Consider the following 26,990-nt stretch of genomic DNA (forward strand, 5'->3'; position numbering starts at 1 on the left):
TCCCGCGCACCCCTTTAAGGGCGCAGGCATGACACGCATCCTTTGCACTCTGATCGCGAGCCTTCTGGCGTGTCTCGCGACCCTGGCCTCCGCCCAGGACGATACCGCCACGGACCTGTCCGAGATCCAGGCGCTGCTGCAGCAGCACCGCGAGATAATCGAGAAATCCTCCCGTACCACGATCCAGCCAGCCATCGACGCGCTCGCCGACAGCGGCCTTCCCGCCGCGCGCGAAGTGCTGGAAAAATGGCAGGCGCGCGAGATGTGGCAGAACGAGGAAACCGGGCTGTTCTACTTCGTCGAAGAGGCCGGCGAGGATGCGGACGGCGAGGACCTGCTGAAACTCTTCGACATCGCTACCAGGGAAGAGCTGGAAACCGTCCTCGAGGACGACATGGACCAGCTCAAGCCCAACAGCGGCATCCGCGCTCTGATGGGCGCCGCGCTGGTCCGCTTCCAGTTGAAAGATCCGTCCCCCATCGTTCGCTCCGGCGCCCTCGCCGCGATCGAGCGCGACGCCGAGGAATCCCACCTCGCCACCCTGCGCGCCGCCATGGGCGAAGAGGAAAACGCCGCCATCCAGGCCCGCATGCAGCGCCTAGAACGCCTGCTGACCATCCGCTTCGGCGAAACGGATGAAGAAAAGATCGAGGCCATCGAAAGCTTCCACGGCGACCTCGGCGTCGACGTCCGCGCCACGCTCAACCCGCTCCTCGCCACCCGCATCATGGCGGCCGAGGGCGAGGTGCCGGAAGATCCCGCGCTGGCCGACGAACTCAAGGCCGGGTCCGAGGAACTCCCCTATGACGAAGCCTACCGCATCCTCGTCTCCAACGACCTCGCGCCGCCGCTGATCAACCGCAATGACCAGAAGGCCGCGCTGATCGCGAACATCGACAACGGCAAGGTGGCCGGCATCGAAGTCGCCAGCCTCGACACCGACACCGCCCGCGACATGGCCTACGACGCCCTCGTCGAGGCCGGCACCGTCAACGCCGCCGCGACCGAAAGCGAGATCGACGACATCCTCGCCAACTTCTCTTTCTACACCGTCTACACCGCCACCTCGCCGCAGGTGGCGCTTGCCGCCGCCGCCGCGCTGCAATCCATCGACACCACCGTCGCGGTGAACCAGTTCCTCGACCTGACGCTCGACGCGCTGTCGCTCGCCTCGATCTACTTCCTCGCCGCCATCGGCCTCGCCATCACCTTCGGCGTGATGCGCGTCATCAACATGGCGCATGGCGAGTTCATCATGATGGGCGCCTATACCGGCTACGTCGTGCAGCAGATCGTGCCCGACTACACCGTCTCCATCGCCATCGCGATCCCGGCGGCCTTCGTCGTCACCTTCGCGGCGGGCGTCGCGATGGAACGGCTGGTGATCCGCCACCTCTACCACCGTCCGCTCGAAACCCTGCTCGCCACCTTCGGCATCTCGATCGCGCTGCAGCAGCTGGCAAAGAACATCTTCGGTACCCAGGCGCGGCCGCTGACCTCGCCCGACTGGCTGGGCGGCGCGATGGTCATCAACGACGTGGTCTCGATCAGCTACATCCGCATCGCGATCTTCGTCCTCGCGCTGATCTTCCTCGGCGTCTTCCTGTTCATCATGAACCGCACCCGCGTCGGGCTAGAGGTGCGCGCTGTTACTCAGAACCCGCGCATGGCCGCCTCGATGGGGATCAACCCCGACCGCATCAACATGCTGACCTTTGGCCTCGGCTCCGGCATCGCCGGCATCGCGGGCGTCGCCATCGGCCTCTATGCACAGGTCACCTCGGAACTCGGCCAGGCCTATATCGTGCAAAGCTTCATGACAGTGGTCGTAGGCGGCGTCGGCAACATCTGGGGCACGCTGCTGGGCGCCACGCTGATCGGCTTCCTGCAGAAGTTCATCGAGTGGTTCAACCCGTCGAACACGCTGGCGGCGCAGACCTACATGATCATCTTCATCATCATCTTCATCCAGTTCCGGCCAAGGGGTCTCATCGCCCTCAAGGGCCGCGCGGCGGAGGCTTAGGGCATGCTGTTACGACCGACACGCTCTGCCGCGCGCAAGCCGCTTCCCGGCGCCGGGGCCAAGGCATATTCTGCCGGTACGGATCGAATTGAAAACAGGAATAGTCTCAATGCGTTGGATTGCACTGCTCGTGGCGTTGACCGCGTCTCCCGCGATGGCGGATGTCTTCAGCTTCGAAACGCCGTCGGGGAACATCGAATGCTCGGTGGGGATCGGGCGGAACTCCGCGGATATCATTTGCGAGATCATTCAGAAGAACGGCCCGCCGGCGCGTCCGTGGCCTGCGGATTGCGCGCAGGTCTGGGGGCATCGCTTCATGCTGCGAGAGCGCGGCCCGGTGGAAATGCAATGTGCCCCGCCGCCGAAGAACCTGTCGTACTCGGACAAGGCGCCCTACGGGGTAACCGGCGAATTCGGCGGCATCACCTGCCTGTCGGAACGCACCGGATTCCAGTGTTCGAACCTGGACGGCCACGGCTTCTTCCTGTCGAGGGCGCGCCAGAGCGTCTACTGACCTCCGGTCGCCCCGGAACGGCCGGACATGCGGGGGGCGCGGCATGACCGACCAGACCTCCACTCTCTCCGCCTCCTACCCGGATGGCGGCGCACCGCGCGCAAAGCCATTCGTCATGCGCCACCCCTCGGTGCTGATCTTCCTCGCCTGCCTCGCGATCTTCACGGTGGGCGTGACGATCCTGTCGGAAGGTTTCGGGATCGGCGTGATCTCCACCTCCTTCATCAAGACGCTGGGCAAGACGCTCTGCCTCTGCCTTGTCGCCCTCGCGATGGATCTGGTCTGGGGCTACACCGGCATCCTCTCGCTTGGCCATTTCGCCTTCTTCGGTCTCGGCGGTTATGCCATCGGCATGTGGCTGATGTACGAACGGACCCGGCTGATCGTGGTCGACTCGATGGCCAACGCGGCCCTGCCGCCGACGCCACAGGAGATATCCGACGGCATCGCGACGCAGATCTTCGGCGTCGTCGGCGCCTCCGAATTCCCGCCGGTCTGGGCCACAGCCCATTCATTACCGCTACAGCTTCTGGCGGTCGTGCTGTTGCCCGGCCTGCTGGCGCTGGTCTTCGGCTGGCTCGCCTTCCGCTCCCGCGTCACCGGCGTCTACCTGTCGATCCTGACGCAGGCGATGACTTTGGCGCTGTCGCTCTACCTGTTCCAGAACGACAGCGGCCTCCGGGGCAATAACGGCCTCTCGGGCCTGCAGAACCTGCCAGGCGTCTCGGCGCCACAGTCGGTGGTGTCGATGTGGTTTCTCTGGGGGTCGGCGCTGGCGCTCGGGCTGGGCTACGTCCTCTGCGCCTGGGTCGTCTCGGGCAAATTCGGCTCGGTGATACGCGGCATCCGGGATGACGAGGCGCGCGTGCGCTTCCTCGGTTACTCGGTCGAGGGCTACAAGCTTTTCGTCTTCACCCTGACCGCCGTGATCGCCGGCATCGCCGGCGCGCTCTATTACCCGCAGGCCGGCATCATCAACCCGGCAGAGATTGCACCAATCGCCTCGATCTACCTCGCTGTCTGGGTCGCCATCGGGGGCAGGGGCCGGCTCTATGGCGCGGTCATCGGCGCCGCGTTCGTCAGCCTCGTCTCCACATGGTTCACCGGCGGGCAGGCGCCCGACATCAACCTCGGCTTCTACACGATACACTGGGTCGACTGGTGGCTGATCCTGCTGGGCCTGTCCTTCGTTCTCGTCACGCTGTTCTTCCCGAAAGGCATCGGCGGCATCTTCGACATCATCGCCGAACGCCGGACGCCCGAACGCCACGGCGCCGACCTGGGCCCCGATCAGGGCAGCCTGCGTGAACAGGAGGCTGACGAATGAGCCGTCTTCTGGAAGTCTCCGGCGTCTCCGTCTCCTTCGACGGGTTCAAGGCGATCAACAACCTGTCCTTCTCCATCGACACGGCGGAACTCCGCGCCGTCATCGGCCCGAACGGCGCCGGCAAGACCACCTTCATGGACATCGTCACCGGCAAGACCAGGCCCGACGAGGGCAGCGTCCTCTGGGGCGACAAGTCGGTCTCGCTCCTGCGCATGTCCGAGGCCAAGATCGCGCAGGCCGGCGTCGGGCGCAAATTCCAGCGGCCCACCGTCTTTGAGGATCAGTCGGTCTTCGACAACCTGCTGATGGCCCTGAAGAACAACCGCACCCCGTGGTCCGTCCTGTTCTACAAGCCCAGCAACGCCGACAAGGCACGTGTCGTCGAGCTGGCCGAGGAAATCGGGCTGGAACAGCAACTCGCGCGGAAGTCCGGCGAACTGTCGCACGGCCAGAAGCAATGGCTGGAGATCGGCATGCTTCTGGCGCAGGAGCCGCAGCTTCTGCTGGTGGACGAACCCGCCGCGGGCATGACCCCTGCCGAGCGCGAACACACGACCGACCTGCTGAAAGAGGCCGCCAAGACGCGCGCGGTCGTGGTTGTCGAGCATGACATGGAATTCGTCCGCCGGCTGGAATGCAAGGTGACGGTGCTGCACGAAGGGTCGGTTCTGGCCGAGGGTTCGATTGACCACGTGACGCAGAACAAGGAAGTCATCGAAGTGTATCTGGGGCGCTGAACGATGTTGGAAATCAAGGACCTGACCCTGCACTACGGCGGCTCGCAGATCCTCTACGGGATCGACCTCGCCGCCGCCGAGGGCGAAGTGACCTGCGTCATGGGCACCAATGGCGTCGGCAAGACCTCTCTCCTGAAGGCGCTGTCGGGAACGCATCAGCGATCCGCCGGGGATTACCGGCTGGATGGAGAGGAAATCGGCAAGGTCCCGGCGCACGTTCTGGCGCAGAAGGGCATCGGCTACGTGCCGCAGGGCAGGGACATCTTCCCGCTCCTGACCGTGCGCGAGAATCTCGAAACCGCCTATGCCTGCCTGCCGAAGTCGGAACATTTCGTCCCCGACGAGATCTTCGAACTGTTCCCGATCCTCAAGGAATTCATGAACCGCCGCGGCGGCGACCTGTCCGGCGGCCAGCAGCAGCAGCTCGCCATCGCCCGCGCGATGCTCACCAAGCCCAAGGTCCTGCTGCTGGACGAACCGACCGAGGGCATCCAGCCCAACATCATCCAGCAGATCGGCCGCGTCATCGAATACCTGCGCGACAAGGGCGGCATGGCGATCATCCTCGTCGAACAGTACTTCGCCTTCGCCTACGACCTCGCCAACAGGTTCTACGTCCTCGAACGCGGCGCGGTCACCATGTCCGGCGCGAAGTCGGACCTTGAACGCGACAAGCTGCTCGCCGCCGTCTCCGTCTGACCGCTATTCAAGCACCAGCGGCTGGCTGTAGATCACTTTCCGGCCCTGACCCAGCACGTATCTCAGCTCGTAGACCCCCGGCACGGCGGGCAGCTGCACCATGGCGGGCGACCCGCGCGAGGTATGGAAATAATGGCTCCCCAGCCGGTCGCCCCGCTTCGCCACCTCGATGTAATCACTGGCGTAACCCGGCCCCGTCCAGCCGACGCGCAGCTTCCCCCCGGCTTCGGCGCGGTCCGGCGCCTCCAGCGTCGCCGTCACGTCGGTCAGGGTGATCGGCGCCCGCGCCAGAACCTTGCGCCCGCCCGACGACATCACATAGCGCAGCTCGTACTCCCCCGGCTCCACCGGCAGGATCAGCCGCACCGGCTGCCCGCTGCGCGTGGACCGGTAGATCGGCGAAAGCTCGTCCGGCGACAGCGCCGGCACCACCGCGATATAGTCGTTGCGATAGCCCGGGCCTTCCCAGTTCACCGCGATCTCGCTGCCGATCGGCGCGCTCTCGGGCCCGCTCAGGCGCGCCTCGACCGGCGTCACCTGAACCACGCCCCGCGCCATCGTCCGGCGATCCTGCCCGGACACATAGCGGATCTCGTACTCCCCCGGCTCCGGCGGCATCAGCAGCTGCAGCGGCGACCCGATCCGCGTGTAGGAATAGTTGAGCCACCGGCCCTCGCTGGCGCCCGCATAGGTCACGGCGATCAGGTCGTTGCGATAGCCGGGGCCCTTCCAGGCCACCTCCAGCGCGTCGCCCGCGGCAACGGTCTCGGAAAAGGACAGGCTGTAGTCGAGCGACTTGAGCGTCACCGGCACCCGCGTCAGCACGGTCCGGTCCCGGTTCATCACATAGGCGATGTCGTATTCGCCGGACTCCACCGGCAGCTCCAGCCGCGCGGGAGATCCCTCGCCGGTATAGGCGACATTGATCCAGCGGGTGCCGTCGCGCGGCATCACCGCGATGAAGTCCAGCGGATGATCCGGGCCTTCCCACGCGATCTCCGCCGTTGCACCGGCCACCAGGTCCGCAGGCACCGACAAAGACGCGCTGGCTGTTTCAATCTCGATGGGCGAGCGGGCCACGATCCTGCGGCCCTGATCCATGACATAGGCGATATCGTAGGCGCCCGCCTGCGAGGGCAGGGCCAGTTTCAGGGGCGTTCCGTCCCGCACGTAGCCATAGCTCACCTGCGCATCCTCGCCGCGCGGGACTATGGCGATCATGTCGTTTCGATATCCCGGCCCGGTCCAGTCGACAGAGACCGTCGCGCCGGCGAGGGCTGTTTGCGGCCCGGTGACGCTGGCATCGACCCCCTCGACGGTCAGAGGCACGCGCGCCAGGACCGTGTCGCGCTGCGCCATCACGTAGGCCAGTTCATAGTCGCCGCCCTGCGGCGGCAGGGTCAGGCTCAGCGGCGAGCCGTCGCGGGTATAGGCATGCGCCGCCACCACATCATCCGGCCCCAGAACGGCAATGCGGTCGCCCGGATATCCCGGCCCGGACCATGTCACCCGGATCGTGGCGCCCGCCAGCATTTCGCCTTCCGCAGACAGGTCTGCGTCGACCGGCGCCACCTCGATCTCCGCGCGGGCCAGGACCTCGCGCCCCTCGCTCCGGACATAGCGGATTTCGTAGCGGCCGGGCTGTGGCGGCATCAGCAGCTGCAGCGGCGTGCCTTCCCCGCTGTAGGTGTAATTGATCCAGGCGCCGTTCTCGCCGTCAGGTTCGGATATGGCGATAAAATCTCCGGCGGCGTCGGGGCCGGTCCAGTCCACAGTGACGGTCGCGCCGGCCATTGCTGTTTCGGGCGCGGCGATCTCCACCGGTCTGTCGGCCGGAGGCAGGATAAGGGTGACGGTGACATCTTCGTCGCTGACCGACACTGCCCGTTGTGCCTCGGCACCGTCCCGAACCCGGCGGACGTAAGCCGTGTAGTCGCCGGGTGGCAGGTCCAGCCGTGGCTGCGCCTTGTCGGACACGTCAAAGGTCGCCCCGTCGGCCGTTTCGACGCGCCAGGTAAGCCCGTCGGCTATCGCCGGCCCGCCATCGCCCGAGAGCGCGCTCAGGTTGACCGACACGGCATCAGATGCCGGATCGTCGCCCGGCGGTGATGCGGTACCGGCTGCGCCCTGCAGGGCTGCGGTCAGTTCGGCGGCATCGGCGGCGGTGTGGAACGTGCCGCCGGTCTCGTCCGCGAGGCATTGCAGCTGTTCAAGGGCCGCCGGATCCGACACGTCGAACCCGATCACGTGAGCGGTGAAATCGGTGCCGATCTGTCCGAGGAGGCGGCCAACTTCGCAGGGATCGACGTTGCAGGTCTCGTTTCCGTCCGAGACGAGGATCACGGTAGCGGGTCTGTTGGTGAAATCCAGCGCCTCCGCCGCCGCCATCACGGCCGCGGAAAGCGGCGTCTTGCCGCGCGGTTTGATGCGGTTCACAGCCTCGACGATACTTGCCGACGTTCCGGATTCGGGCGCGATGACCATCTCGACATCGTTGCAGTCGCCTTCGTTCCGGTGTCCGTAGGCTGCCAGTCCCAGCGGCTGATCGTCGGGGAAGTCGCGGAGGAGATCGGCGATGGCCTCGCGTGCGATGACGATCTTGTTGACGCCGTCGATCTGGCCCCACATCGAACCCGATCCGTCAAGGATCAGCATGGCCGGCGGGCGGTCCTGTGCGGATGCGGAACAGGCGAAGGCAAGAAAGAAGCTCAGGACCAGCAGGCAGCGAGGCATCCATCGATCCTTCGGGAGGCGGCATTCATGTAAGGAATAGGCCCCGTGCATGGCCTCGGAAACAGCCGCGGCCCGGTCAGCGAAACACAGGAACCTGTTCTTGTTGTACATTCTTGCCTTGCCGCGCCTTGCCTGCCGCTTGTCGGAAGGGTAGTCGGGCGCTGGTACTTTCAACGCAGCATACCCGGAACTTATGGTCCTGCCTTCTTTTCTTTCGGTCACGCTGGGCCTGATCGTCTATTTTCTTGGCGCGTTCTTCACACGGAAGATCGCTTTCCTTAGGAATTACAACATCCCGGAACCGGTGTCAGGCAGCATCGCGGTTGCCCTCGGGACATGGGTGATCTTCCGGTGGACCGGCACCGAGATCACCTTTGACCTGTCGATCCGCGACTATCTGCTGGTGCTGTTCTTTTCCACCATCGGGCTGAATGCGCAGATTCAGGATCTGTACAGGAACGGCAAGGCGCTGCTGGTTCTGCTGCTGCTGACGGTGGTGTTCATCGTGGTGCAGAACGTGGTCGCCCTGATCGGGGTAACGGCCTTTGGTCTGCCGCGTGCGTCTGCGGTGATGCTGGGGTCTGCATCTCTGATCGGCGGGCACGGGACCTCGATTGCCTGGGGGCCGCGCGTGAGCGAGATCACAGGGATGGACAGCATCGACGAACTCGGGATCGCGGCGGCGACGCTGGGGCTGGTGCTTGCCACGCTTGTGGGCGGTCCGATTGCCAAGTTCCTGATCGAGCGGAACGGGCTGGAAGGCGATCACGAGACGGTTCCGACCGTCGGCCTCGAATACGAGGAGCCGGGCGAACCGCATGAGCAGATCGATCACGTTAGCCTTATGCGCGCTCTGCTTGTGTCGCATGTGGTCATCCTGTTCGGTTACATCCTGCATGGATTGCTGGCGCGGGCAGGGCTGGACCTGCCCCTGTTCGTGCCCTGCCTGCTGATGGGGATCGTGTTGTCCAACACGGTGCCCGTCGCACTGCCGCGGCTGCCCTGGCCGGCCCGGACGCGCGCGCTTGCGATCACGTCGGATTACAGCCTGTCGCTGTTCCTCGCGATGTCGCTGATGAGCATGCAGTTCTGGACGCTGCAGGGCGTCGGCGGGCCGCTGATCGCGGTGCTGGCGGTGCAGGTCGCGGTGGCGGCGGTCTTCATTCTTTTCGTATTCTTCCCGCTGATGGGGCGGAGCTATACTGCGGCGGTGCTGTCGGCGGGCTTCGCCGGGTTCACGCTGGGGGCGACGCCGACGGCCATCGCGAACATGTCGTCGGTGACGAAATCCTACGGCGCGGCGCCGCTGGCCTTTATCCTGCTGCCGCTGGTGTCGGCATTCTTCGTCGACCTCGCCAATGCCGTCGTGATCCAGTTCTTCGTGTCGCTGTAATGGCGCGTGTCCGCGCGGTGTCCTCACCCTACGTTTGCGCTAGCATGCCTGAAATCAATGACTTGACCCCCCGTCCCCATGGGGACGCTTCCTAAGGCAGGGCCCCCTGCGCCTTCAGCGCCTGGTATTTCTCCTCGTCCCACCACCAGTAATCCTCACCCCTGTCATAGGGCGGCTTCACCTCCGGCATCCCGAAGACATCCCAATAGGCCAGCCACTGGGTCCCCTTGTACCAGTTCGGCACCCAGATATGCTTCGCCCGCAGCACCCGGTCCAGCGCCCGGGTGGTGACCTTCATCGTCTCAAGGTCCTCCGCCCCGATGATCTCTTCGATCAGGGCATCGACCACCGGGTCCTTCACCCCGGCGAGGTTCAAAGTCCCCGGCGCGTCCGCACCCTCCGAGCCGAAGACCGTCCTCAGTTCCACCGAAGGCCGGATCGGCAGCACGATCCGCGCGCTCATGATGTCGTAGTTGAAGTCCTCCTGCCGCTGCACCTCCTCAGCCGCATCGACCCGCGTCATGATCGCATCGATCCCGACCCGGCGAAGGTTCTCGACATAGGGCAGGATCACCCGCTCGAAGCTGGCGCTGTCGGTGAGGATCTCTATCGTCAGCAGGTCACCTTCGGCATTGCGCCGCTGCCCGTCGTCGCCCACGGTCCACCCAGCCTCGTCGAGCAGCGCCGAGGCCTTCCGGATGGCAGCGCGGTCGATCTTGGTTTCCTCGGACGACACAGCGGGCGACACCGCCGGCTCGGTGAAGACAGTCTCCGGCAGCTGGTCGCGGTACTTCTCCAGCACCGAAAGCTCAGCGCCTTCCGGCAGCCCCTCTGCCTGCAGGTCCGAATTCTCGTAGAAACTGTCTGACCGAAGGTAGAGCCCGTGGAACAGGGTCTTGTTGGTCCATTCGAAATTGAACATCAGGCCGATGGCCTCGCGCACGCGGATGTCCTGAAACTTCTCGCGCCGCAGGTTCATGTAAAAGCCCTGCGCCCCGGAAGAGCGGCCGTCGGGGATCTCGTCGCGGACCACCCAACCCTTGTCGAGCGCGGGAAAGTCGTAGCCGGTCGCCCAGAGGGCAGAAGAATATTCCTCATGCAGCAGGTATTCCCCGACCTTCAGCGCCTCGAAAGCGGCGGTCACGTCGGCGAAATACTCGTAGACGAAGCAGTCGAAATTGTTCTTGCCGACATTCACCGGCAAATCGGCGCCCCAGTAGTCCTCGTCGCGGCAATAGGTGATCCGGCGGCCCGGATCGACATCGGCGATGCGGTACCAGCCCGAACTGACGGGTGGATCGAGCGTGGATTCGCTGAACGGCACTTCTTCGTAGTAGTGCTTTGGCAGAACCGGCAGTTCACCCACACGCGCCGGCAGATCGCGGTATGCCGCGCCCTCACGGAAGCTGACCTTGACCCGAAGCGGGTCGAGTTCCTCGACTTCGACGACATCTTCCAGCGTTATTTGCCAGTAGGGGGAGCCTTCTGTCTTCAGCGCGTTCAGGGTCCAGACAACGTCCTCCGCGCGGATCGGGTGGCCGTCGGAGAACATTGCCTCCTCGCGCATGTTGAAGATCACCCAGGAACGGTCCTCTGGGTATTCGAGGCTTTCGGCGATCAAACCGTAATAGGCGGAAGGTTCGTCGAACGCTTCGGCCAGCAGGGCGTCATGGATGCGCAGCAGTCCCTGGGCCCTCTCGCCCTTGAGGATGAAATAGTTGAGGCTGTCGAAGGTTCCTGATGCGAGCGTGCCACGAAAACTCATGCGCCCGCCCTTCGGTGCATCCGGGTTCACATACTCGAAATGCTCAAAATCGGCCGGGTATTTCAGATCTCCGAACGGCGAAATTCCATGGGCCGTTATCGTTTCCTGCGCCGCTGCGGGCATGGCAAAGAGAAGGGCTGCGAGAGCGAGGCGCGGAGTGGACATGTGGGTTCCTGTCGGCTGGCATTCGCGGCCAGTGTACCGCGTTCCTGACATTCGGGAAGTGGTCGCTGGTCTCACATTCAGATTACTGTTGCGGATCAGCTTAGCGGCGCAGGCACAGGTGTGAGTGCCCGGCAAGTTCGCACGACAAGGGCGGCCGCGAATTCTGGATTCAATGGAAGGTGGCCGAGGAGCAGGCGGTAGAAGACCGGGCCGTAGGCCATGTCGAGCACCACATCGATATCTGTCGGGAAACTGATTTCGCCACGCGCCGCGGCCTGTTCAATCAGCCGGCGACCGGTTTCACGGCTTGTCAGGATGACCCGGTTGCGGAAGGCGCGGGTCATCTCGCTTTCCGGGTCGGCCGCGGCGAGGGTTACCGCGATCTGGCGGCCCCGCGTGGTGGCGAAGGCCCTGACGATGCCGCCGATCTGTGCGGAGAGCGCATCGTGCAGTTTGGTGCCGTCCACTTCTTCCTCGGGCAGGTCGGCGATCAGCGCTGCCATCGCGAGTTCGCTGGCATTGGCCCAATTGCGATAGATCGTTGGTTTTCCGACACCCGAACGTGCCGCTACCGCTTCCATGGTCAGGCGTCCGAAGCCCTCGTCCATCAGGATTGCGTGGGCGGCATCAAGTGCCTTTCGGCGGGCCGCCTTGCTGGGCGGGCGGCCGCGGGGTTTTGGATCGTCTTGACTCATTTCATTACGAAACGTAACGTTATTTAAATACCAACGCAACGGAGATCCCCATGTCCGCCCTCACGCCCTACATCATCGTCAAGGATGCAGCGCGCGCCATCGCGTTCTACACCGCCGCGTTCGGTGCGGAGGAGGATTTTCGGATGACCGACCCTGGCGACGGCCGCATTGGTCATGCGGAACTGAAGCTGGGGGATAGCGTGCTGATGCTGGCCGATGAGTACCCGGATTTCGGCGCGTTGAGCCCCGACACAGTTGGCGGAACACCGGTGACACTGCACCTACAGGTTGACGATGTCGATGCGCTGGTCGCAATGGCGGAACTTGCCGGGGCAACCATTCTGCGGCGTCCCGCCGACCAGAGCTTCGGCGAGCGGAATGCGCAGGTGCAGGACCCGTTCGGCCACCGCTGGATGGTCGCGCAGGTAATCGAGGAGGTCACACCAGCAGAAATGCAGCGCCGGTGGGAGGCCGAGACCTCGGCCTGACGCGGGCTATGCCGGCACAGCTGCCAGCGACAGGATGCGGCGGTCGGCCTCCACCACGAGCCGTGCGAGGTTGCCGCCCATGAAGCCGTCGATCATCTGTTGCGACATCAAATTGGGATCGTCCTTCAGCCGCGGGTCGGTATAGCTGCCCCCGGACATCCCGTCGAAAAGCGCCCGGAATCCGCCGAAATGGTACAGCATGTTGCCATAGGGCGCATCGCTGCCGGCTACTATGTTGCGGCAATAGGGTTCACCGGCGGCAACATAGGCGAGCAGAGCGCTTTCGATATGCGGGTCGCGCTTGGCGCTGAGGACGTAGAACACATTAGGCTGGCGCAGGCCGAGTGCGCGGGCCTTCAGGTAATTCTCTTCTGAGTGTACGAAATGGCCACCGCCTCCCGCCATGTGGACCCCGATGACCGGAACGTCAGGGTGGCGTTTGGCGATCTCCTCGAGCCCTTCAGGTGGCGTGTAGGGGCCATCGGAACCGAAATGGAAGGCCGGAACCGCACCGAGGCTGACGATCTCGTCGACCACTTCCAGCACCATCGGATCAGTGATGGGGTATTCGTTCTGCGCCGGGTTCATCTTGACCACGGGCATGGCGAATTCGGTGACACAGTCGCGGGCGAGTGTCTTTGCGTTGTCGGTGCCGAGCGCCTTTGGGTCAGTCCAGCCTGCCGGTATTACCCGGGTCGGGTGGTCGATGGCCGCCTGGGCGATTGCCTTGTTCGCCTTGCGCAGGCTGGCGTGGTTTTCGTCCTTGTCCGGCCCATAGCGGAGCACAGCCGGGTTCTGCCAGCAAAGCGCCATATCGACGTCCGCGAGGTCCATTGTGGCAATCAGATCCTCCTGCAGCAGCGGGCGACCGTGGTAATAGCCCGGATCGCTGCGAACCTTCTGGGCGATGTCCTGCGGCAGATTGGCGAATGGTGTCGGATGCACGTCGCCGTCGATGGCGAGAGTCATGCCGTGTTTTTCGAGATAGTTCAGCCGCGCCGTGATGCGGTGGGCCACGTCGGTCGAGATGCGCATGTTTCCTCCCATAGCCATGGCGTCTCACTACAATCCATTATGTCGTGAGGTGAGTGTCCCCTCAACCTTGGAGTTCCGGAGCGATGCAACGCGGCTGGCCGGCAGCTAAGAAATGTGCCGGGATTAAACGCCGTGCAAGCTTTCATTGCTGGCAGGATCGGATCCAGACATTGCGATTCATCGGGGAAATCGTTGTCCTTTGACGCACGTTTGGCAAATCCACCCGTTGACGGGACTGCCAGGAATTTGTTACCTACTAGTTGGTAGCATAAGGGAGGAAAATCATGCTCACCAAGAATCTGGCGCGGCTCGCCGGGGCCGCCGCCGTGGCAATTTCAGCCGCAGCTGGTCCCGCTTTCGCGCAATGGCAGCCGGACAAGCCGATCAACATCATCGTTCCGTGGTCCGCAGGCGGCTCGACCGACCAGGTCACCCGCGTCGTCGCGCCGATCCTGGAAGAGGCGCTTGGCACGCCCGTTGTGGTGGTAAACCAGCCCGGCGCCTCGGGCTCGATCGGTACCAAGGCCGCGCTCGACGCTCCGCGCGACGGCTACACCTGGACCGCCAACGCCATCGCCAACAACGCGACCTATGCCGTGACCGGTCTGGTCGAGGACACTTCGATCGAGGATTACCACATCTACCTTCACGTCGCGAACGTGCCGGTGGTCTCGGTCAACGCGGATTCGCCGTACCAGGATTTCGGCGAATTGCTCGACGCGATGAAGGCGGACGATTCCGTGACGGTCGGTACGGCCGGCGTGAACTCTTCGGGCGGCATGGCGCTGGCCGCGATCAACGAGGCTGCCGGCGAAGAGGTCAAGGCCCGGATGGTCACCTATGATGGCGGCAACCCGGCGGTTCTGGCGACGGCGGCCGGCGAAACGATGGCGACCACGCAGCTGGCCGTGGAGCAGACCGAGATGATCAAGGCCGGCAAGATCCGGCCGCTGGCGGTTCTGTCCGACGGCGAACTGATCATCGAGGGGCTGGACCCGATCCCGCCGATCACCAACTGGCTGTCCGACATGCCTGTTGCGCCGGACTACTTCGGCGTGTTCATCCCGGTCGGCGCGCCGCAGGAAGTCTATGACACCGTCGATCAGATCTGGGCGGACAAGGTCATGAACTCCGATGCGCTCAAGTCCTACGCGACCGAGCGGGGCGCGGTCTTTGCGCCGAGCTACGGTTCGGAAGCCCTAGAGCGCGCCATGCCCGTTGTCATTGCCGAGGCCTGCGCCCGCGTGACCCGCGGCGAGGCGGTGCTCGATCCGTCCGAGATCGGCATCGACTGCCCGGAAGGCATGTAAGCACACCCACATCCGCGCGCGGAACTCCGCGCGCGGACACCCGGCCCGCGCCGGCGTTTCAGAAGGCACCACCAATGCGTTTCGACACACCAGCCGCTGACCGCGTCACTGCGGCCGCTCTCTTTGCGCTCGGCGCGGCGATGAGCTGGGGAGGGTTCGTGATGGACCGGCTTGAGATCCGTCAGATCCATCCGGCCAGCATTCCCGGGCTCGTTCCGATGATCCTTGGCGCTGCGATGATGCTGTGCGCGCTTCTGCTGGCGCTTTCCACGCGTGGCCAGACCGCGCCGGACACCGCCCCACAGGGCAACTGGTCCGATTTCGCCTTTGCCGGGGTCTGGAGCTGTGTCTTCGCGCTTCTGCTTGTCGGCACGCTGCCATTCGCCGCGGCGGCGGCGATCTACACCTTCGTCTTCGCCGGCTGGTTCACGTGGCAACCGGCCGAGGGCCCCGCCCGCAACGCGAAGCAGCTTATCTTTATCGCCGTCTTCGCAATAGCGGTTGCCGCGGGCATCGCTGCACTGTTCCGTTACGGCTTCCTGGTGAGGCTACCCTGATGGACGCGCTGAACGCTCTTTTCGCTGGCCTGGGCGAGTTCATGACCCCGATGGGCGTGTTCCACGTTGCCTGGGCGACGCTGCTGGGCATCCTTGTCGGAAGCCTGCCGGGCCTGACCGCGACGATGGGCGTAGCGCTGCTGACCACGCTGACCTACACGCTTGACCGGGACAGCGCGATCCTGGTGCTGATCTGCATGTATGTCGGCGCGATCTACGGTGGCTCCCGTTCTGCGATCCTGCTGAACATTCCCGGCACCCCTGCCTCTGCCGCAACCTCGCTTGACGGCTTCCCGCTGGCGCAGCGCGGGCAGGCCGGGTACGCCATGGCGCTGGCCACGGCCGGATCCGCTCTCGGCACGCTGGTGGGCATCCTGCTTCTTGTCCTGCTGGCCCCGGCGCTGGCGGCAATCGCGCTTGATTTCGGGTCTTTCGAATTCTTCTGGCTGGCGGTGTTCGGCATCGTGATTTCCGGCCAGCTTACCGGGGGCGTCAGCCCGCTGAAGGGTTACATTGCGGGCCTGCTTGGTCTCATGGTCGCCATGGTCGGGTCCGAGGGCATCCACGCGCATGTGCGCTTCAACCTCGGCTTCGACCAGCTGAACGGCGGGATCGGTCTGATCCCCGCCATGGTCGGCGCTTTCGGTTTTGCCGAGGTGCTGACGGTCATGTGGCGCCGGAAGGCGGAACTGTCGACGGAGGAACTGAAGGAAGACCGAGTGCTTCCGAAGCTGTCCGACCTATGGCGCTACAAGATCACCATCGGCCGTTCCGGCATCATCGGCACGCTTGTGGGGATCATTCCGGGCGTCGGCGAGGATATCGGCGCCTGGGCCTCCTATGCCGCGGCGAAGCGGAGCAGCAAGGAGAAGGATCAGTTCGGCAACGGATCCTACGAGGGGCTGACCGCGGCGGAGACCGGAAATTCGGCCGTCGTTCCCGGTGCGCTGATACCGGCCCTGACGCTTGCGGTTCCGGGGTCCGCGCCGGCGGCGGTGCTGATCGCGGCGCTGTTCATTCACGGTGTCCGCCCCGGCCCGATGATCATGTTCGAGGAGCCGACCTTTATCTATTCGGTCGCCGCCATGCTGATCCTCGCGACGATTGCCATCGCGGTGTACGGCCTGTCGCTGACGCGGCTTTTCATCCTGGTTCTGCGCATTCCGCGCGAGCTGCTGATGCCGGTCGTGTTCACCCTTTGCGTGATCGGGCCCTATGCGCTGACGCAGCGGATCTTTGACATCTGGGTCATGGTGGCGTTCGGGCTGATCGGTTTCGTGCTGCGGCAGATGAACTACCCGATGGCGCCGCTGGTGCTGGGCATCATCCTGGGAGATCTGCTGGACAAATCCTTGCGACGCGGTCTCACCCTGTCGAACGGGTCGCTGGAACCGTTTTTCACGCGCCCGATCTCGCTGATCTTCGTGGTGATCATCGCGCTGAGCATCGTGCTGTCGATGCCGGTCACGCGGCGTGCCGTCAGCAAGGTCATTGGGACCCGTAGCGGCGCAGGAGACGTGGAGGGCCCGAAGCCATGAACCAGCCTGCAACGAAACCGGTGAAACGCGATGCCGCTGCTTCGAAGCGGCGGATCCTGAAGGCGGCGCTGGCGGAGTTCGCGGCGCATGGCCATGCCGGGGCGCGGATCGACACGATTGCGGAACGGGCCGCCGTCTCTAAACCGATGATCTACAGCTATTTCGGCGACAAGGAAGAGCTGTACAAGGCGGCGTTGCGCGAGAGCTACGTGCAGATCCGTCAGGGCGAGCGGAAGCTGAAGCTGGAGGATCTGAGCCCCGAGGAAGCGGTGCGCGAGCTGGTCGATTTCACGCTGCGCCATTTCGTATCGAAGCCATGGTTCATCTCCATGTTGAACACCGAGAACCTGCTTGGCGGAGACGCGATCCGGCAGATTGGCGACGTGGCGGAGATCCAGTCGCCCCTGATCGAGTCGATCCGCCAGTTCCTGCAGCGCGGCGTCGCGGCGGGGCATATTCGCGAGGGCGTCGATCCGGTGGAGCTGTACATCACGATCGCGTCGCTCTGCTATTTCCCAGTCTCGAACAAGCACACGCTGCGCGCAGTCTTCAAAGTGCCGATCGACGAGGAATGGCTCGATCAGCGCGCTGCGATGATTTCCGACATGTTGACCTGCTACCTGCGCCGGCCGGGGCAGGAAACATCCTGACCGGCGCGGCGCGATACCCGCTCCAAATCTGACACGACAGACAAACCTCTGAAAGGACCGCAAGAAATGAGACAACAACGGATCGGCATCATCATGCACGGCGTGACCGGGCGGATGGGAATGAACCAGCACCTGATCCGCTCGGTCCTCGCGATCCGCGACCAGGGCGGACTGGCGCTGAAGGACGGCTCTTATCTCGTGCCGGACATCGTGATCGTCGGCCGGAACGCCGACAAGATCGAGGCGTTGGCGAGACGCCACAATGTCGACCGCTGGACGACCGATCTGGATGCGGCGCTGGCCAATCCGGACGACACGCTGTTTTTCGACGCCGCCTCGACTCAGCTGCGCCCGGCGCTGCTGAAAAAAGCCATCGACGCGGGCAAGCACGTGTACAGCGAAAAGCCGGTTTCGGAAGGTCTGGCGGAAGCGGTGGATATCGCCCGTTACGCCAAGGACAAGGGCGTCAAGAACGGCATCGTCCACGACAAGCTGGACCTGCCCGGCCTGCTGAAGCTGAAGCGGCTTCGCGACAGCGGCTTCTTCGGCCGCATGCTGAGCGTGAAGGGCGAATTCGGGTATTGGGTGTTCGAGGGTGATTTCCTGCCCGCGCAGCGCCCGTCGTGGAACTACCGGTCCGAGGACGGCGGCGGCATCATTTCCGACATGCTGTGCCACTGGCGGTATGTGCTTGATAATGTCGTGGCACCGGTGAAATCCGTCAGCTGCCTTGGCGCGACCCACATCCCGGCGCGTTGGGACGAAGAGGGGAAGGAATACAAGGCGACCGCCGATGACGCGGCGTACGCGTCCTTCCTGCTGGAAGGCGATGTCGTGGCCCATATCAATTCCAGCTGGTGCACCCGCGTCCGCCGCGACGATCTGGTGACGTTCCAGATCGACGGCACCCACGGCTCCGCCGTTGCGGGCCTGCACAAATGCTACTCGCAGCATCGGGTCAACACGCCGAAGCCTGTCTGGAACCCGGATGAGCCGCAGCCGCTGAACCTGTTCGAAGGCTGGGAGGAAGTTCCAGACAACACTGTCTTCGACAACGGCTTCAAGGTGCAGTGGGAGCAGTTCCTGCGCCATGTCGTGGAGGATGCGCCTTTCTCTTACACCCTCGCAGAGGGGGCCAAGGGCGTACAGCTTGCCGAGGCGGGTTATCAGAGCTGGCGCGAACGCCGCTGGATCGATCTGGAGGATCTGGGGCTGTGACCACCACACTCAATCTGCCGGGCGGCGCCGTCACGCTGAAGGACGGCCCCGCGCCGATCGCGTCGGACGGCTGGAACCGCACCGCCTTTGCCGCCGCTCACGTAGTGGCTGACCCGCTGGCCGAGGCGGACCCCTGGCTGGACTGCCCCATCGACTGGGATAGGACGCTGGCCTTCCGCGAGCACCTTTGGTCGCTGGGCTTCGGCGTCGCCGAGGCGATGGATACCGCGCAGCGCGGCATGGGGCTGGACTGGCCGACCTCTCTTGAACTGATCCAACGCAGTGTGACGCTCGCGAAATCCGGCGGACACCTGATCGCCTCGGGCGCCGGGACCGACCATATCTCGCCGGACGGCGCCGATGTCGACGCCGTGATCGCCGCCTACGAGGAGCAGTGCGAGGCGGTGGAGGTGACCGGCAGCCAGGTGATCCTGATGGCGTCCCGCGCTCTGGTGAAGGCCGCCAGCGGACCCGAGGATTACGCGAAGGTATATGATCGTGTTCTGTCGGGGCTGGAAAAGCCCGCGATCCTTCACTGGCTGGGCGAGATGTTCGACCCTGCTTTGGAAGGCTACTGGGGCTCGGCCGATCACATGGAGGCGATGGATACCTGCCTCGAGATCATTGCTGCCAATGCCGACAAGGTTGATGGCATCAAGATCTCACTTCTCTCGGCAGAGAAGGAGATCGACATGCGCCGCCGTCTTCCCGAGAGCGTCCGCATGTATACCGGAGACGACTTCAACTATCCGGACCTGATCGCGGGCGATGATCAGGGCTATTCCCATGCGCTGCTCGGCATCTTCGACCCGATTGCCGGGGCCGCTGCCCGCGCGCTGACCGCGCTGGGGCAGGGGGACATGAACCGGTATGGCGACGCATTCGGGCCGACGGTTCCGCTGTCGCGCCACATCTTCAAGGCGCCGACGCGGTTCTACAAGACGGGCGTCGTGTTCATGGCTTACCTGAACGGGCATCAGGATCATTTCACGATGATCGGCGGGCAGGAGAGCACGCGCTCGACCCAGCATCTTGCTGAGCTGATCCGGCTGGCCAACGACGCGGGGCTGTTCCCGGATGCCGAGCTGGCCGCGGCGCGCGCGCGTCCCATCTTTGCCGCCCGCGGCGTGGAGGCCTGAGATGGCAGGCGTAGACGCATCCCGCCTGTCGCTCAACACCGCCACCGTTCGCGAGCAGTGGTCCCTTGCCCAGTGCATCGACGGCTGCGCGCGGCATGGCATCGGGGCCGTATCGCCGTGGCGCGACAAGCTGCAGGAGATGGGGGCAACGAACGCGGCGCGTGCCATTCGCGATGCGGGGCTTGGGGTCAGCGGCCTTTGCCGCGGCGGCTGGTACACCGAGGACGGTTCGCTGACGCAGAAGGTCATGGACGACAACCGCCGCGCGGTGGACGAGGCCGCAGAGATCGGCGCCGCTTGTCTGGTGATGGTCGTCGGCGGGTTGCCGAAGGCCTCGAAGAACCTTCCCGCCGCGCAGGCGCTGGTTGAGGAAGGTCTTGCCGACACGCTGGAATACGCCCGCACCGTCAACATGCCTGTTGCCATCGAACCCCTGCACCCGATGTATGCGGGCGACCGGGCCTGCGTGAACACAACCCGGCAGGCGCTGGACATCTGTGACCGCCTTGGCGACGGCATCGGCGTGGCGCTCGACGTTTATCACATCTGGTGGGACTATGAGCTTGCCGGCCAGATCGGCCGCGCTGGCCGCGACCGGATCCTCGCCTTTCATATCTGCGACTGGCTGGTCCCGACGAATGACCTGCTGCTCGACCGCGGCATGATGGGCGATGGCGTGATCGATATCGCCGCGATCCGCGCGATGGTCGAGGCGCAGGGCTTTGACGGGTTTGTCGAGGTCGAGATCTTCTCGGGCGATAACTGGTGGAAGCGGGACGCGGACGAGGTGCTCGCCACGGTGATCGAACGCGCCCGCGACTGCTGATCGCGATTTAACTAAAAGCCAGGGCCCGGTTTCGATTCCGGGCCCTTTCCTTGTCTGCGGGAAATGCGCGTGTCAGTCGCGTTTGTTGGTGGCGCCGATGATGCGTGCGGCGACCGGGGCGCCGAAGATCACCAGCAGGACACGGGCGAGATGGTGGACCACCACATATCCGAGGTCGGCGCCCGCAACGATTGCCAGGATCAGCATTTCCGCCTGCCCTCCGGGCGCGAACGCCAGCAGCGCGTCGATCGGGCCAGCAAGACCGAGTTGGACGACGATCCAGGTAAAACCCACGGCGAGGACCGCGAGGAACAGGACGAACATCGTTCCGGCGAACACGACGCGGACAAGTTCGCCCATCGTGACGCCGACAAATCCAGACCCCACGACCATGCCGATCAGGAACTGCGCCGCGAGAACGATCTCGAACGGCGGCTTGTGGTGGATCAGGCCAAGGACGGTAAGCGTGCCAGATGCGATCAGCGGCCCAAGGATCGCCGCGCCGAAGAGACCCGCGCGTTCGCCAAGACCCCAGCCGATAAGCGCGGCGGCAACCATCAAAGCGATCTGGCCGGGGGGGATGGACAACAGAGACTCGCCCGGCTGGCGGTCGAGGTTTTCGCCGAACCCGATTGTCATGACCAGCGGTGCAACTGTCAGGATGACGAGAACGCGGGTAGCGTGGACAAGGGAGAGCGCGCGGGGATCGCCGCCGGCCTCCTGCCCGAAAATCACCATGTCGGCCAGACCGCCGGGCATCGACGCGTACCATGCGGTGGCCGGGTCAAAGCGGAAGAAGTAGCGGAAGAAGGGCATTCCCGTCAGGCCTATGACAGCGATGTAAAACGGGACGAGGCATAGCGACAGCGCCATGTCGGGCAGGGCGGCGATCAGTCCCGGCGTCACTGCTGTTCCGATCGAAACGCCGATGACCGGACGTGCGGCCAGGGCGAGCTTGCCGGGGCCGCTCATGGGAATGCCGGCGAGCGCGGCGAGGAGACAGGCGAACATCGGGCCGAACAGGAACGGCAGCGGCAGGCCGGCCCACCAGAACAGCAGGGTGCCAAGCGCGGAGAGCGCGAATGCGACGGTGCGGCCGGATGTCAGGATGCGCTTCACCGGGCCGGCCGCGCTGGAGCGTTGCGGCGGCAGATGGCCTAGCCCCGCACGATGTCGGCGACGTCCAGGACGTACATCTGCCGCGCGCCGCTATGGACGCTGTCGATGCTGACCTTGGTGCCGTCCCGGTTGAACCGTGGGTGGAGATCGCAGCGGATCGGGCCGTCCAGTTCCCGCGGTGCCGAGAAACGGCCAATGTCGATCCGGCGTTTCGTGGCGACATGGCAGAGGATTAGCGTCTGCATGCGGTCGGCATCGGGATAGGTGTCGGTCAGCAGCCACTCTCCGTCGGGGCTGTAGGTACAGTGTCCGTCACTTTGGAAGATGTCGTCGCCATAGACGGTTTCGCTGCCGTCTTCGAGGTCGAAGAGGATGTAGTTCTTCTTTCCGTGTTCGTCGTTGCCGTGGCCGAGAATGACCCGGTTGGAGGCGAAGCAGTAATGCGAGAAGTAGGTGCGGTCGTGCAGCTTCACGAGGCCGCTTCCGTCCGCGTTGGCGACGTAGAAGCGGGTGGAGAAATGCCGCTTGGGATCTTTGCGGTAGTAGCGGTGCAGGAAGACGAACTTGCTGCCGTCTGGCGACCAGGTCAGGTGATTGACCCAGGTGGGCCAGATTTCCATCTCGGGCGTGTTGTCGATCTGCGAGAGGCGTTCGAGATCCACGACGATCCGGCTTTCGCCGGTCTCGAGATCCATGGTCCAGACGCCGTCATCCGTGGGATGAAACGGGGGCTGCTCGGCCCGGCTCAGTCCGGCATAGCCGCAGTCGGGGCGCGTATAGGCAAGGCGGGCGAAATTCAGGGACAGGGCCTGTGTTTCGGTGACGGAATAGATCGGGCGGGGCAGGCGGCGGCGTTCGCCGGTATGGACGTTCAGGATCTCGGAATAGAAATCCGCACCGTCGCGGGCGTTGTAGATGATGGACGATTCCGGGTCGGATGGCAGCCACTGCACCATCGTTCCCTGCTGCCAGGACCACGCGTAGCTGCGGGTGAGTTCGATCCAGCGGTTGCCATCCTCGGTATCGATCATGCCGATGATCGCAGCCTCGTCGGCATTCGGCTGGCGGCCGTAGACATCCACCTTCAGGCCGAGATGATATCGCCCCGACGCGTTCCACGGGCATTTGTCGTAGTAGCCGAAGAAGTGGTGACCGCCTTCCGTGATCGGCACCGCTTCAAGGTGCCGGGTCTCTGTGCTGGACATGCGTTCCTCCCGTCCAAGTCCGCGTCCGGTCATGTCTGCTTGCCTGCATGCAGGTCCCCTTGTTCGAGGGTGCCCATGTTCGCGAATGCAGTGCCAGTGCGTGCCACGGGACCGTGGCAGGCGCGTGGAAGCAGTGGGTGACAGGACCTCCCTGCGGGGAATTTGCACAGGCATGCGCGGATCCGCAAGTAGATTCGCAATTTTGCGAAAATTGCGCAAATTCTTGGCTCGGGTTGGACTGCTGATCGCGTGGTGACTAGCGGGTCCGGGTGCTTTGAAAGGATCTGCGCGGCACAAACCCATGAATCTCGCCGTGATCTCTGCGGGAACATCAACTTCGTTTAATGCCGAACTTTGCCCGGAAGTTGCGTAAAAGCCGGACAAAAGCGCGCGCAGCGCTCGTTGGGTGGCGATTCCGGCCCGGCCTGGGTCGGGTCATGACGCCCCGACTGGGAATTTCGGCAGCTCGGCATTTACAGCGGCGAGACTTCGCGCCATATCTGGCGGACTGCAAGAATTTTGCATGGGTGCCATGACACGAAAGATCGGACAGGCGGAGATTGCGGCGGCGGCGGGCGTATCTGTTTCGACCGTCTCCCGCGTTCTTGCGGGGGCGCCGGGGATCAGCGACCGGGTGCGGAATTCGGTGCGTGGCGTGGCCGAGAACCTAGGGTATCCGGTCGCGCTGGCACCGGAGCCGGTTCCGCTGACGCGGGCCATCGCTTATCTGGCGGACGGCCACGGAACGTCCGTTGCGCCTGCCTATCAGCCTGTACTGGAAGGCCTGCGCGAAGCAGCGCAGGACGCGGGCATCCGTCTGGCGATTGCGCTGCGCGAGCGGTCTGGGGAGTTGCCGGGGCATATCTTCGACGATCCGAGCGTGGGGACGTTCCTGATCGGCGTGGACCCCAGCGAAAGCGCAATCGACCGGATCGCCGCGGCCGGCACGCCGACTGTGCTGGTCAACGGGCTGGACCCGGATCAGCAAGTGGACGCGGTTGCGCCCGCCAATTTCTTTGGTGGCCGGCTGGTGGCGCGGCACCTGGCCGAGAACGGGCACAGGAAACTGCTGCATGTTGTCTGGCGGCAGCGCTGGACCTTAAGGCGGCGGGCAAGTGGCGTGGCGAGCGGTGCGGCCGAGTTCTCGACACCCGACGCGCCGCTGGAGATCGAGGTGCTGGACCTTCCCAGCCTTGACGAGATCGACGTGTTCACCGCCCTTGAGAATCGGCTGTCGAACGGCGCGATCGATTTCACCGCTGTTGTCTGCAGTAACGATGTCGGGGCGATCTGCGTTCTGCAGGCCCTGAAAGCGCGCGGAATACAGGTGCCGGAGCAGATTTCTGTGGTCGGTTTCGACGATGTTCCCGTCGCGGCCTTGTCGGATCCGCCTTTGACGACGATCCGCGTCGACTGGAAGATGCTGGGGCACGAAGCGATGCACCTGATGATCCAGCGTAGCAGGTATCCTGAGCGCAGCGCGGTGCAGGTTCAGACCAAGGTTCAGCTTGTTGCCAGGGATACGGTGCGGCGCCTGTCCTGATTTTCGCAAAATTTGCAAATCGGGCGGTTATCGAGCGATTCGATTAGTTTACCTCGGGAAATCGCCCTAGCCCTGAGCTGGATACCGGCGCCTATGCAGCAATTTCGTCGGCAGATAATGCAATAGGCGGCAAAATTGCGAAAATTTATGCAAAATTGCGGGACGGCGTTGACGGCCATGTTTCCCTCTGGTCTAGTGCCCGGAAGAGGAGGAGAGGCCTGATTTCCGTAGAATGGTGCGATGCCAAGCTGCGGATGGCAGGCAAGGGAGCTCTCCAAAAAACGACCAACGGGATTGCGCGCCGGGCAAAAACTGCCGGGCCGGAAATCCTGCACAACGGGAGGAGACTGACCACAATGAGACTACCGAAGCATTTGGCCTCGGCCGGCGCCATGACGGCAGCGATCGCATTGAGCCTCGGGTTTGCAGGTGCCGCCTACGCGGAAGGGTACGGCGAGGCACCGGACCTTGCCGAAAAGGTCGCGGCGGGCGAACTGCCGCCCGTCGAAGAGAGGTTGCCGAATAACCCGCTGGTCGTACCGGTTGCCGAAAGCATTGGCGAGTACGGTGGCACATGGTCTACGGCGCTGGTTGGCGGCAATGACGACAGCTGGCTGAACCGGACGATCGGCTACGACAAGCTGGTGCGCTATGCGCCGAACAAGATGGAAGTCGTGCCGGACATGGCCGAGAGCTATGAGGTCAACGACGACGCCACCGAGTACACATTCCACCTGCGCGAAGGCATGAAATGGTCGGACGGCGAGCCGTTCACCGCCGCCGATATCCTGTTCTGGTGGGAGGATATCGCCACCAATGAAGATTATCAGAAGATCAACGCGATCCGCGGGATGTACCAGATCGAGGGCGATGCGATGACCGTCACCGCCCCCGACGACTACACGGTGAAGTTCACCTTCGCCTCGCCGAACGCGCTGTTCCTGATGGACTTTGCCGACCGCAACGGGTTCGAGCCGACGCGGTACCCGAGGCATTACCTCGAACAGTTCCATCCGAAGTACAATCCTGACGGCATTCAGGCCAAGCTGGACGAGTACGGCCAGCCGGACTGGGTGGCGCTGATGGACTTCATCGTTACGCGCGATCCGGCGGGTACGGGCGATCCGGGCATGCCGGTTCTGACCGCGTGGGACACCACGACCCGCTACGGCGAAGCGCAGCAGGTGATCGCGGAGCGCAATCCCTACTATTACAAGGTGGATCCCGAGGGGAACCAGCTGCCCTATATCGACCGGGTTGTATTCGACGTGGTTGAAGACCGTGAGATCGTGCTGCTGAAGGCCCTGAACGGGGAGATCTCTTTCATGGACCGGCACATCGCGAATACGCTGAACCAGGCGGTGCTGTACGAAAACCGCGAGGCTGGCGACTACGACTTCGTCAACGTCGTGGCGGGCCAGAAGATGAACGAGATGCTGATCTCGCTCAACCTCAACCACACCGATCCGGTGAAGCGCGAGATCTTCAACAACAAGGATTTCCGCATCGGGCTGAGCTATGCCATAGACCGGCAGGAGCTGATCGACCTGATCTACTTCGGTCAGGGCGAACCCTACCAGGCCGCGCCGAGTCGGGAATCCGAGTTCTTCGACGAGGACATGGCGAAGCAGTACACCGAGTACGATGTGGACAAGGCCAACGAGTATCTCGACAAGGCCGGTTACGCCGAAAAGGACGATGAAGGCTTCCGCCTGGGTCCGGATGGCAAGCGCATCAGCTTTGTGATCGAGGTGCGGAACACCGAGCTTGGCGACATCGACATGCTGGAGCTGATCCGGAAGAACTGGGCCGATGTCGGGATCGAGATGCTGGTGCGGACAGAGGACCGGTCACTGCTGTACTCGCGCAAGGCCGCCGGTCAGCATGACGCGGTTGTCTGGGGCGGCGACGGCGGTGTGAACGTGATCACCGATCCACGCTATTACTTCCCATACTCGGACGAGTCGAACTATGCCGAGGCCTGGGCCGCGTGGTACGTCTCGAAAACTGGCGAGGGGCTGCCGATCACACCAGAAGAGCCTCCGGCGACCGTCAAGAAGCAGATGGAGCTTTACGACGAGATCCGGAAGACCGGGAATGCCGAGAAGCGTTCGGAACTGATGAAGGAGATCGTCGCGATCGCCAAGGATCAGTTCTACACGATCGGCACGCTTAATGCGCCGGGGCTCTATGCCGTCAAGAAGAACAACTTCCATAATGTTCCGGACGGCGCGCTGCACATCAACCAGTTCCCGGGGCATTTGAACCCGCCGACCTTCTTCATCTCCGAAGAATAAGACGGACCTGAACC

At 63.9% G+C, this 26,990-nt stretch carries 22 protein-coding genes; 16 read left to right on the plus strand and 6 right to left on the minus strand.

Translation table 11 applies throughout. From position 1 onward, the window contains the following. Positions 1-28 precede the first annotated feature (28 nt). The 5 genes from urtB (at position 29) to urtE (ending at position 5,300) form a co-directional block, all read left to right on the plus strand. Positions 29-2,023, plus strand: a complete 1,995-nt coding sequence (gene urtB, locus HCO70_RS06580) for an urea ABC transporter permease subunit UrtB (protein WP_172294219.1) — start codon at positions 29-31, stop codon at positions 2,021-2,023. Positions 2,024-2,132: 109 nt separating this feature from the next. Next, complete coding sequence (locus HCO70_RS06585; protein WP_172294221.1) at positions 2,133-2,537, plus strand: DUF6636 domain-containing protein; 405 nt, start codon at positions 2,133-2,135, stop codon at positions 2,535-2,537. Between the two features lie 115 nt (positions 2,538-2,652). Next, positions 2,653-3,864, plus strand: a complete 1,212-nt coding sequence (gene urtC, locus HCO70_RS06590) for an urea ABC transporter permease subunit UrtC (protein ID WP_253913213.1) — start codon at positions 2,653-2,655, stop codon at positions 3,862-3,864. Continuing rightward, on the plus strand, positions 3,861-4,601 hold the full coding sequence (gene urtD / locus HCO70_RS06595; protein WP_172294225.1) for an urea ABC transporter ATP-binding protein UrtD: 741 nt from the start codon (positions 3,861-3,863) through the stop codon (positions 4,599-4,601). The genes urtC and urtD overlap by 4 nt, the downstream gene beginning before the upstream one ends. Positions 4,602-4,604: 3 nt before the next feature. Further along, positions 4,605-5,300 (plus strand): urea ABC transporter ATP-binding subunit UrtE, encoded by a 696-nt coding sequence (gene urtE, locus HCO70_RS06600; protein ID WP_172294227.1) that lies wholly within the window; start codon positions 4,605-4,607, stop codon positions 5,298-5,300. A gap of 3 nt (positions 5,301-5,303) precedes the next feature. Here urtE and HCO70_RS06605 read toward each other — a convergent pair whose 3' ends face one another. After that, positions 5,304-8,033: a VWA domain-containing protein gene (locus HCO70_RS06605; RefSeq protein ID WP_172294229.1), complete on the minus strand. Its 2,730-nt coding sequence runs from the start codon at positions 8,031-8,033 to the stop codon at positions 5,304-5,306. A 193-nt stretch (positions 8,034-8,226) separates the two neighbouring features. On the opposite strand from HCO70_RS06605, the gene gltS reads away from it, so the two are divergent. After that, entirely contained in the window at positions 8,227-9,426 is a 1,200-nt protein-coding gene (gene gltS / locus HCO70_RS06610) for a sodium/glutamate symporter (protein ID WP_172294231.1), read from the plus strand. Between the two features lie 91 nt (positions 9,427-9,517). Here gltS and HCO70_RS06615 read toward each other — a convergent pair whose 3' ends face one another. Together HCO70_RS06615 and HCO70_RS06620 are read right to left on the minus strand one after the other, a co-directional pair. Then, complete coding sequence (locus HCO70_RS06615) at positions 9,518-11,356, minus strand: extracellular solute-binding protein (RefSeq protein WP_172294233.1); 1,839 nt, start codon at positions 11,354-11,356, stop codon at positions 9,518-9,520. Between the two features lie 95 nt (positions 11,357-11,451). Then, positions 11,452-12,051 (minus strand): TetR/AcrR family transcriptional regulator, encoded by a 600-nt coding sequence (locus HCO70_RS06620; RefSeq protein ID WP_172294235.1) that lies wholly within the window; start codon positions 12,049-12,051, stop codon positions 11,452-11,454. Between the two features lie 50 nt (positions 12,052-12,101). On the opposite strand from HCO70_RS06620, the gene HCO70_RS06625 reads away from it, so the two are divergent. After that, complete coding sequence (locus HCO70_RS06625) at positions 12,102-12,539, plus strand: VOC family protein (protein ID WP_172294237.1); 438 nt, start codon at positions 12,102-12,104, stop codon at positions 12,537-12,539. 6 nt (positions 12,540-12,545) lie between these two features. Here the strand turns inward: HCO70_RS06625 and HCO70_RS06630 are convergent, their stop codons facing one another. Then, on the minus strand, positions 12,546-13,574 hold the full coding sequence (locus HCO70_RS06630) for an amidohydrolase family protein (protein WP_172294239.1): 1,029 nt from the start codon (positions 13,572-13,574) through the stop codon (positions 12,546-12,548). A 284-nt stretch (positions 13,575-13,858) separates the two neighbouring features. Between HCO70_RS06630 and HCO70_RS06635 the strand changes: the two genes are divergently transcribed. The 7 genes from HCO70_RS06635 to HCO70_RS06665 all read left to right on the plus strand — a co-directional run bounded on the left by HCO70_RS06635 (position 13,859) and on the right by HCO70_RS06665 (position 20,812). Next, positions 13,859-14,884 (plus strand): tripartite tricarboxylate transporter substrate binding protein, encoded by a 1,026-nt coding sequence (locus HCO70_RS06635; protein ID WP_172294241.1) that lies wholly within the window; start codon positions 13,859-13,861, stop codon positions 14,882-14,884. A 74-nt stretch (positions 14,885-14,958) separates the two neighbouring features. Then, on the plus strand, positions 14,959-15,441 hold the full coding sequence (locus HCO70_RS06640) for a tripartite tricarboxylate transporter TctB family protein (protein ID WP_172294243.1): 483 nt from the start codon (positions 14,959-14,961) through the stop codon (positions 15,439-15,441). Then, entirely contained in the window at positions 15,441-16,979 is a 1,539-nt protein-coding gene (locus tag HCO70_RS06645; RefSeq protein ID WP_172294245.1) for a tripartite tricarboxylate transporter permease, read from the plus strand. Before HCO70_RS06640 ends, HCO70_RS06645 begins: the two co-directional genes overlap by 1 nt. After that, entirely contained in the window at positions 16,976-17,629 is a 654-nt protein-coding gene (locus tag HCO70_RS06650) for a TetR family transcriptional regulator (RefSeq protein WP_172294247.1), read from the plus strand. Before HCO70_RS06645 ends, HCO70_RS06650 begins: the two co-directional genes overlap by 4 nt. A gap of 66 nt (positions 17,630-17,695) precedes the next feature. Then, on the plus strand, positions 17,696-18,847 hold the full coding sequence (locus tag HCO70_RS06655; RefSeq protein WP_172294249.1) for a Gfo/Idh/MocA family protein: 1,152 nt from the start codon (positions 17,696-17,698) through the stop codon (positions 18,845-18,847). After that, a complete protein-coding gene (locus HCO70_RS06660) occupies positions 18,844-19,986 on the plus strand; it encodes a dihydrodipicolinate synthase family protein (protein ID WP_172294251.1) in 1,143 nt (380 codons plus the stop codon). Before HCO70_RS06655 ends, HCO70_RS06660 begins: the two co-directional genes overlap by 4 nt. A gap of 1 nt (position 19,987) precedes the next feature. Further along, a complete protein-coding gene (locus HCO70_RS06665) occupies positions 19,988-20,812 on the plus strand; it encodes a sugar phosphate isomerase/epimerase (RefSeq protein ID WP_172294253.1) in 825 nt (274 codons plus the stop codon). Between the two features lie 72 nt (positions 20,813-20,884). On the opposite strand, the gene HCO70_RS06670 is transcribed toward HCO70_RS06665, so the two are convergent. Continuing rightward, positions 20,885-21,931, minus strand: coding sequence for an AbrB family transcriptional regulator (locus HCO70_RS06670; protein ID WP_371742169.1), 1,047 nt, complete (start codon positions 21,929-21,931; stop codon positions 20,885-20,887). 38 nt (positions 21,932-21,969) lie between these two features. After that, positions 21,970-23,136, minus strand: a complete 1,167-nt coding sequence (locus tag HCO70_RS06675; protein WP_172294255.1) for a hypothetical protein — start codon at positions 23,134-23,136, stop codon at positions 21,970-21,972. Positions 23,137-23,668: 532 nt separating this feature from the next. Between HCO70_RS06675 and HCO70_RS06680 the strand changes: the two genes are divergently transcribed. Both HCO70_RS06680 and HCO70_RS06685 read left to right on the plus strand, forming a co-directional pair. Beyond that, positions 23,669-24,679: a LacI family DNA-binding transcriptional regulator gene (locus HCO70_RS06680; protein WP_172294257.1), complete on the plus strand. Its 1,011-nt coding sequence runs from the start codon at positions 23,669-23,671 to the stop codon at positions 24,677-24,679. Positions 24,680-25,071: 392 nt separating this feature from the next. Continuing rightward, a complete protein-coding gene (locus HCO70_RS06685) occupies positions 25,072-26,976 on the plus strand; it encodes an ABC transporter substrate-binding protein (RefSeq protein WP_216665284.1) in 1,905 nt (634 codons plus the stop codon). The last annotated feature ends 14 nt before the right edge of the window (positions 26,977-26,990 follow it).

Source organism: Pseudoruegeria sp. HB172150, from assembly GCF_013184805.1.
GTDB lineage: Bacteria > Pseudomonadota > Alphaproteobacteria > Rhodobacterales > Rhodobacteraceae > Psychromarinibacter.

What these genes read in the sequence shown, in the direction of transcription:
- HCO70_RS06650 (WP_172294247.1), top strand. Translation starts at nt 16,976, where the DNA reads ATGAACCAGCCTGCAACGAAACCGGTGAAACGCGATGCCGCTGCTTCG.
- HCO70_RS06680 (WP_172294257.1), top strand. Translation starts at nt 23,669, where the DNA reads ATGACACGAAAGATCGGACAGGCGGAGATTGCGGCGGCGGCGGGCGTA.
- HCO70_RS06675 (WP_172294255.1), bottom strand. Translation starts at nt 23,136, where the DNA reads ATGTCCAGCACAGAGACCCGGCACCTTGAAGCGGTGCCGATCACGGAA.
- urtE (WP_172294227.1), top strand. Translation starts at nt 4,605, where the DNA reads ATGTTGGAAATCAAGGACCTGACCCTGCACTACGGCGGCTCGCAGATC.
- HCO70_RS06665 (WP_172294253.1), top strand. Translation starts at nt 19,988, where the DNA reads ATGGCAGGCGTAGACGCATCCCGCCTGTCGCTCAACACCGCCACCGTT.
- HCO70_RS06630 (WP_172294239.1), bottom strand. Translation starts at nt 13,574, where the DNA reads ATGCGCATCTCGACCGACGTGGCCCACCGCATCACGGCGCGGCTGAAC.
- gltS (WP_172294231.1), top strand. Translation starts at nt 8,227, where the DNA reads ATGGTCCTGCCTTCTTTTCTTTCGGTCACGCTGGGCCTGATCGTCTAT.
- HCO70_RS06605 (WP_172294229.1), bottom strand. Translation starts at nt 8,033, where the DNA reads ATGCCTCGCTGCCTGCTGGTCCTGAGCTTCTTTCTTGCCTTCGCCTGT.
- urtC (WP_253913213.1), top strand. Translation starts at nt 2,653, where the DNA reads ATGCGCCACCCCTCGGTGCTGATCTTCCTCGCCTGCCTCGCGATCTTC.
- urtB (WP_172294219.1), top strand. Translation starts at nt 29, where the DNA reads ATGACACGCATCCTTTGCACTCTGATCGCGAGCCTTCTGGCGTGTCTC.
- HCO70_RS06635 (WP_172294241.1), top strand. Translation starts at nt 13,859, where the DNA reads ATGCTCACCAAGAATCTGGCGCGGCTCGCCGGGGCCGCCGCCGTGGCA.
- HCO70_RS06585 (WP_172294221.1), top strand. Translation starts at nt 2,133, where the DNA reads ATGCGTTGGATTGCACTGCTCGTGGCGTTGACCGCGTCTCCCGCGATG.
- HCO70_RS06640 (WP_172294243.1), top strand. Translation starts at nt 14,959, where the DNA reads ATGCGTTTCGACACACCAGCCGCTGACCGCGTCACTGCGGCCGCTCTC.
- HCO70_RS06615 (WP_172294233.1), bottom strand. Translation starts at nt 11,356, where the DNA reads ATGTCCACTCCGCGCCTCGCTCTCGCAGCCCTTCTCTTTGCCATGCCC.
- HCO70_RS06645 (WP_172294245.1), top strand. Translation starts at nt 15,441, where the DNA reads ATGGACGCGCTGAACGCTCTTTTCGCTGGCCTGGGCGAGTTCATGACC.
- HCO70_RS06620 (WP_172294235.1), bottom strand. Translation starts at nt 12,051, where the DNA reads ATGAGTCAAGACGATCCAAAACCCCGCGGCCGCCCGCCCAGCAAGGCG.
- HCO70_RS06685 (WP_216665284.1), top strand. Translation starts at nt 25,072, where the DNA reads ATGACGGCAGCGATCGCATTGAGCCTCGGGTTTGCAGGTGCCGCCTAC.
- urtD (WP_172294225.1), top strand. Translation starts at nt 3,861, where the DNA reads ATGAGCCGTCTTCTGGAAGTCTCCGGCGTCTCCGTCTCCTTCGACGGG.
- HCO70_RS06625 (WP_172294237.1), top strand. Translation starts at nt 12,102, where the DNA reads ATGTCCGCCCTCACGCCCTACATCATCGTCAAGGATGCAGCGCGCGCC.
- HCO70_RS06655 (WP_172294249.1), top strand. Translation starts at nt 17,696, where the DNA reads ATGAGACAACAACGGATCGGCATCATCATGCACGGCGTGACCGGGCGG.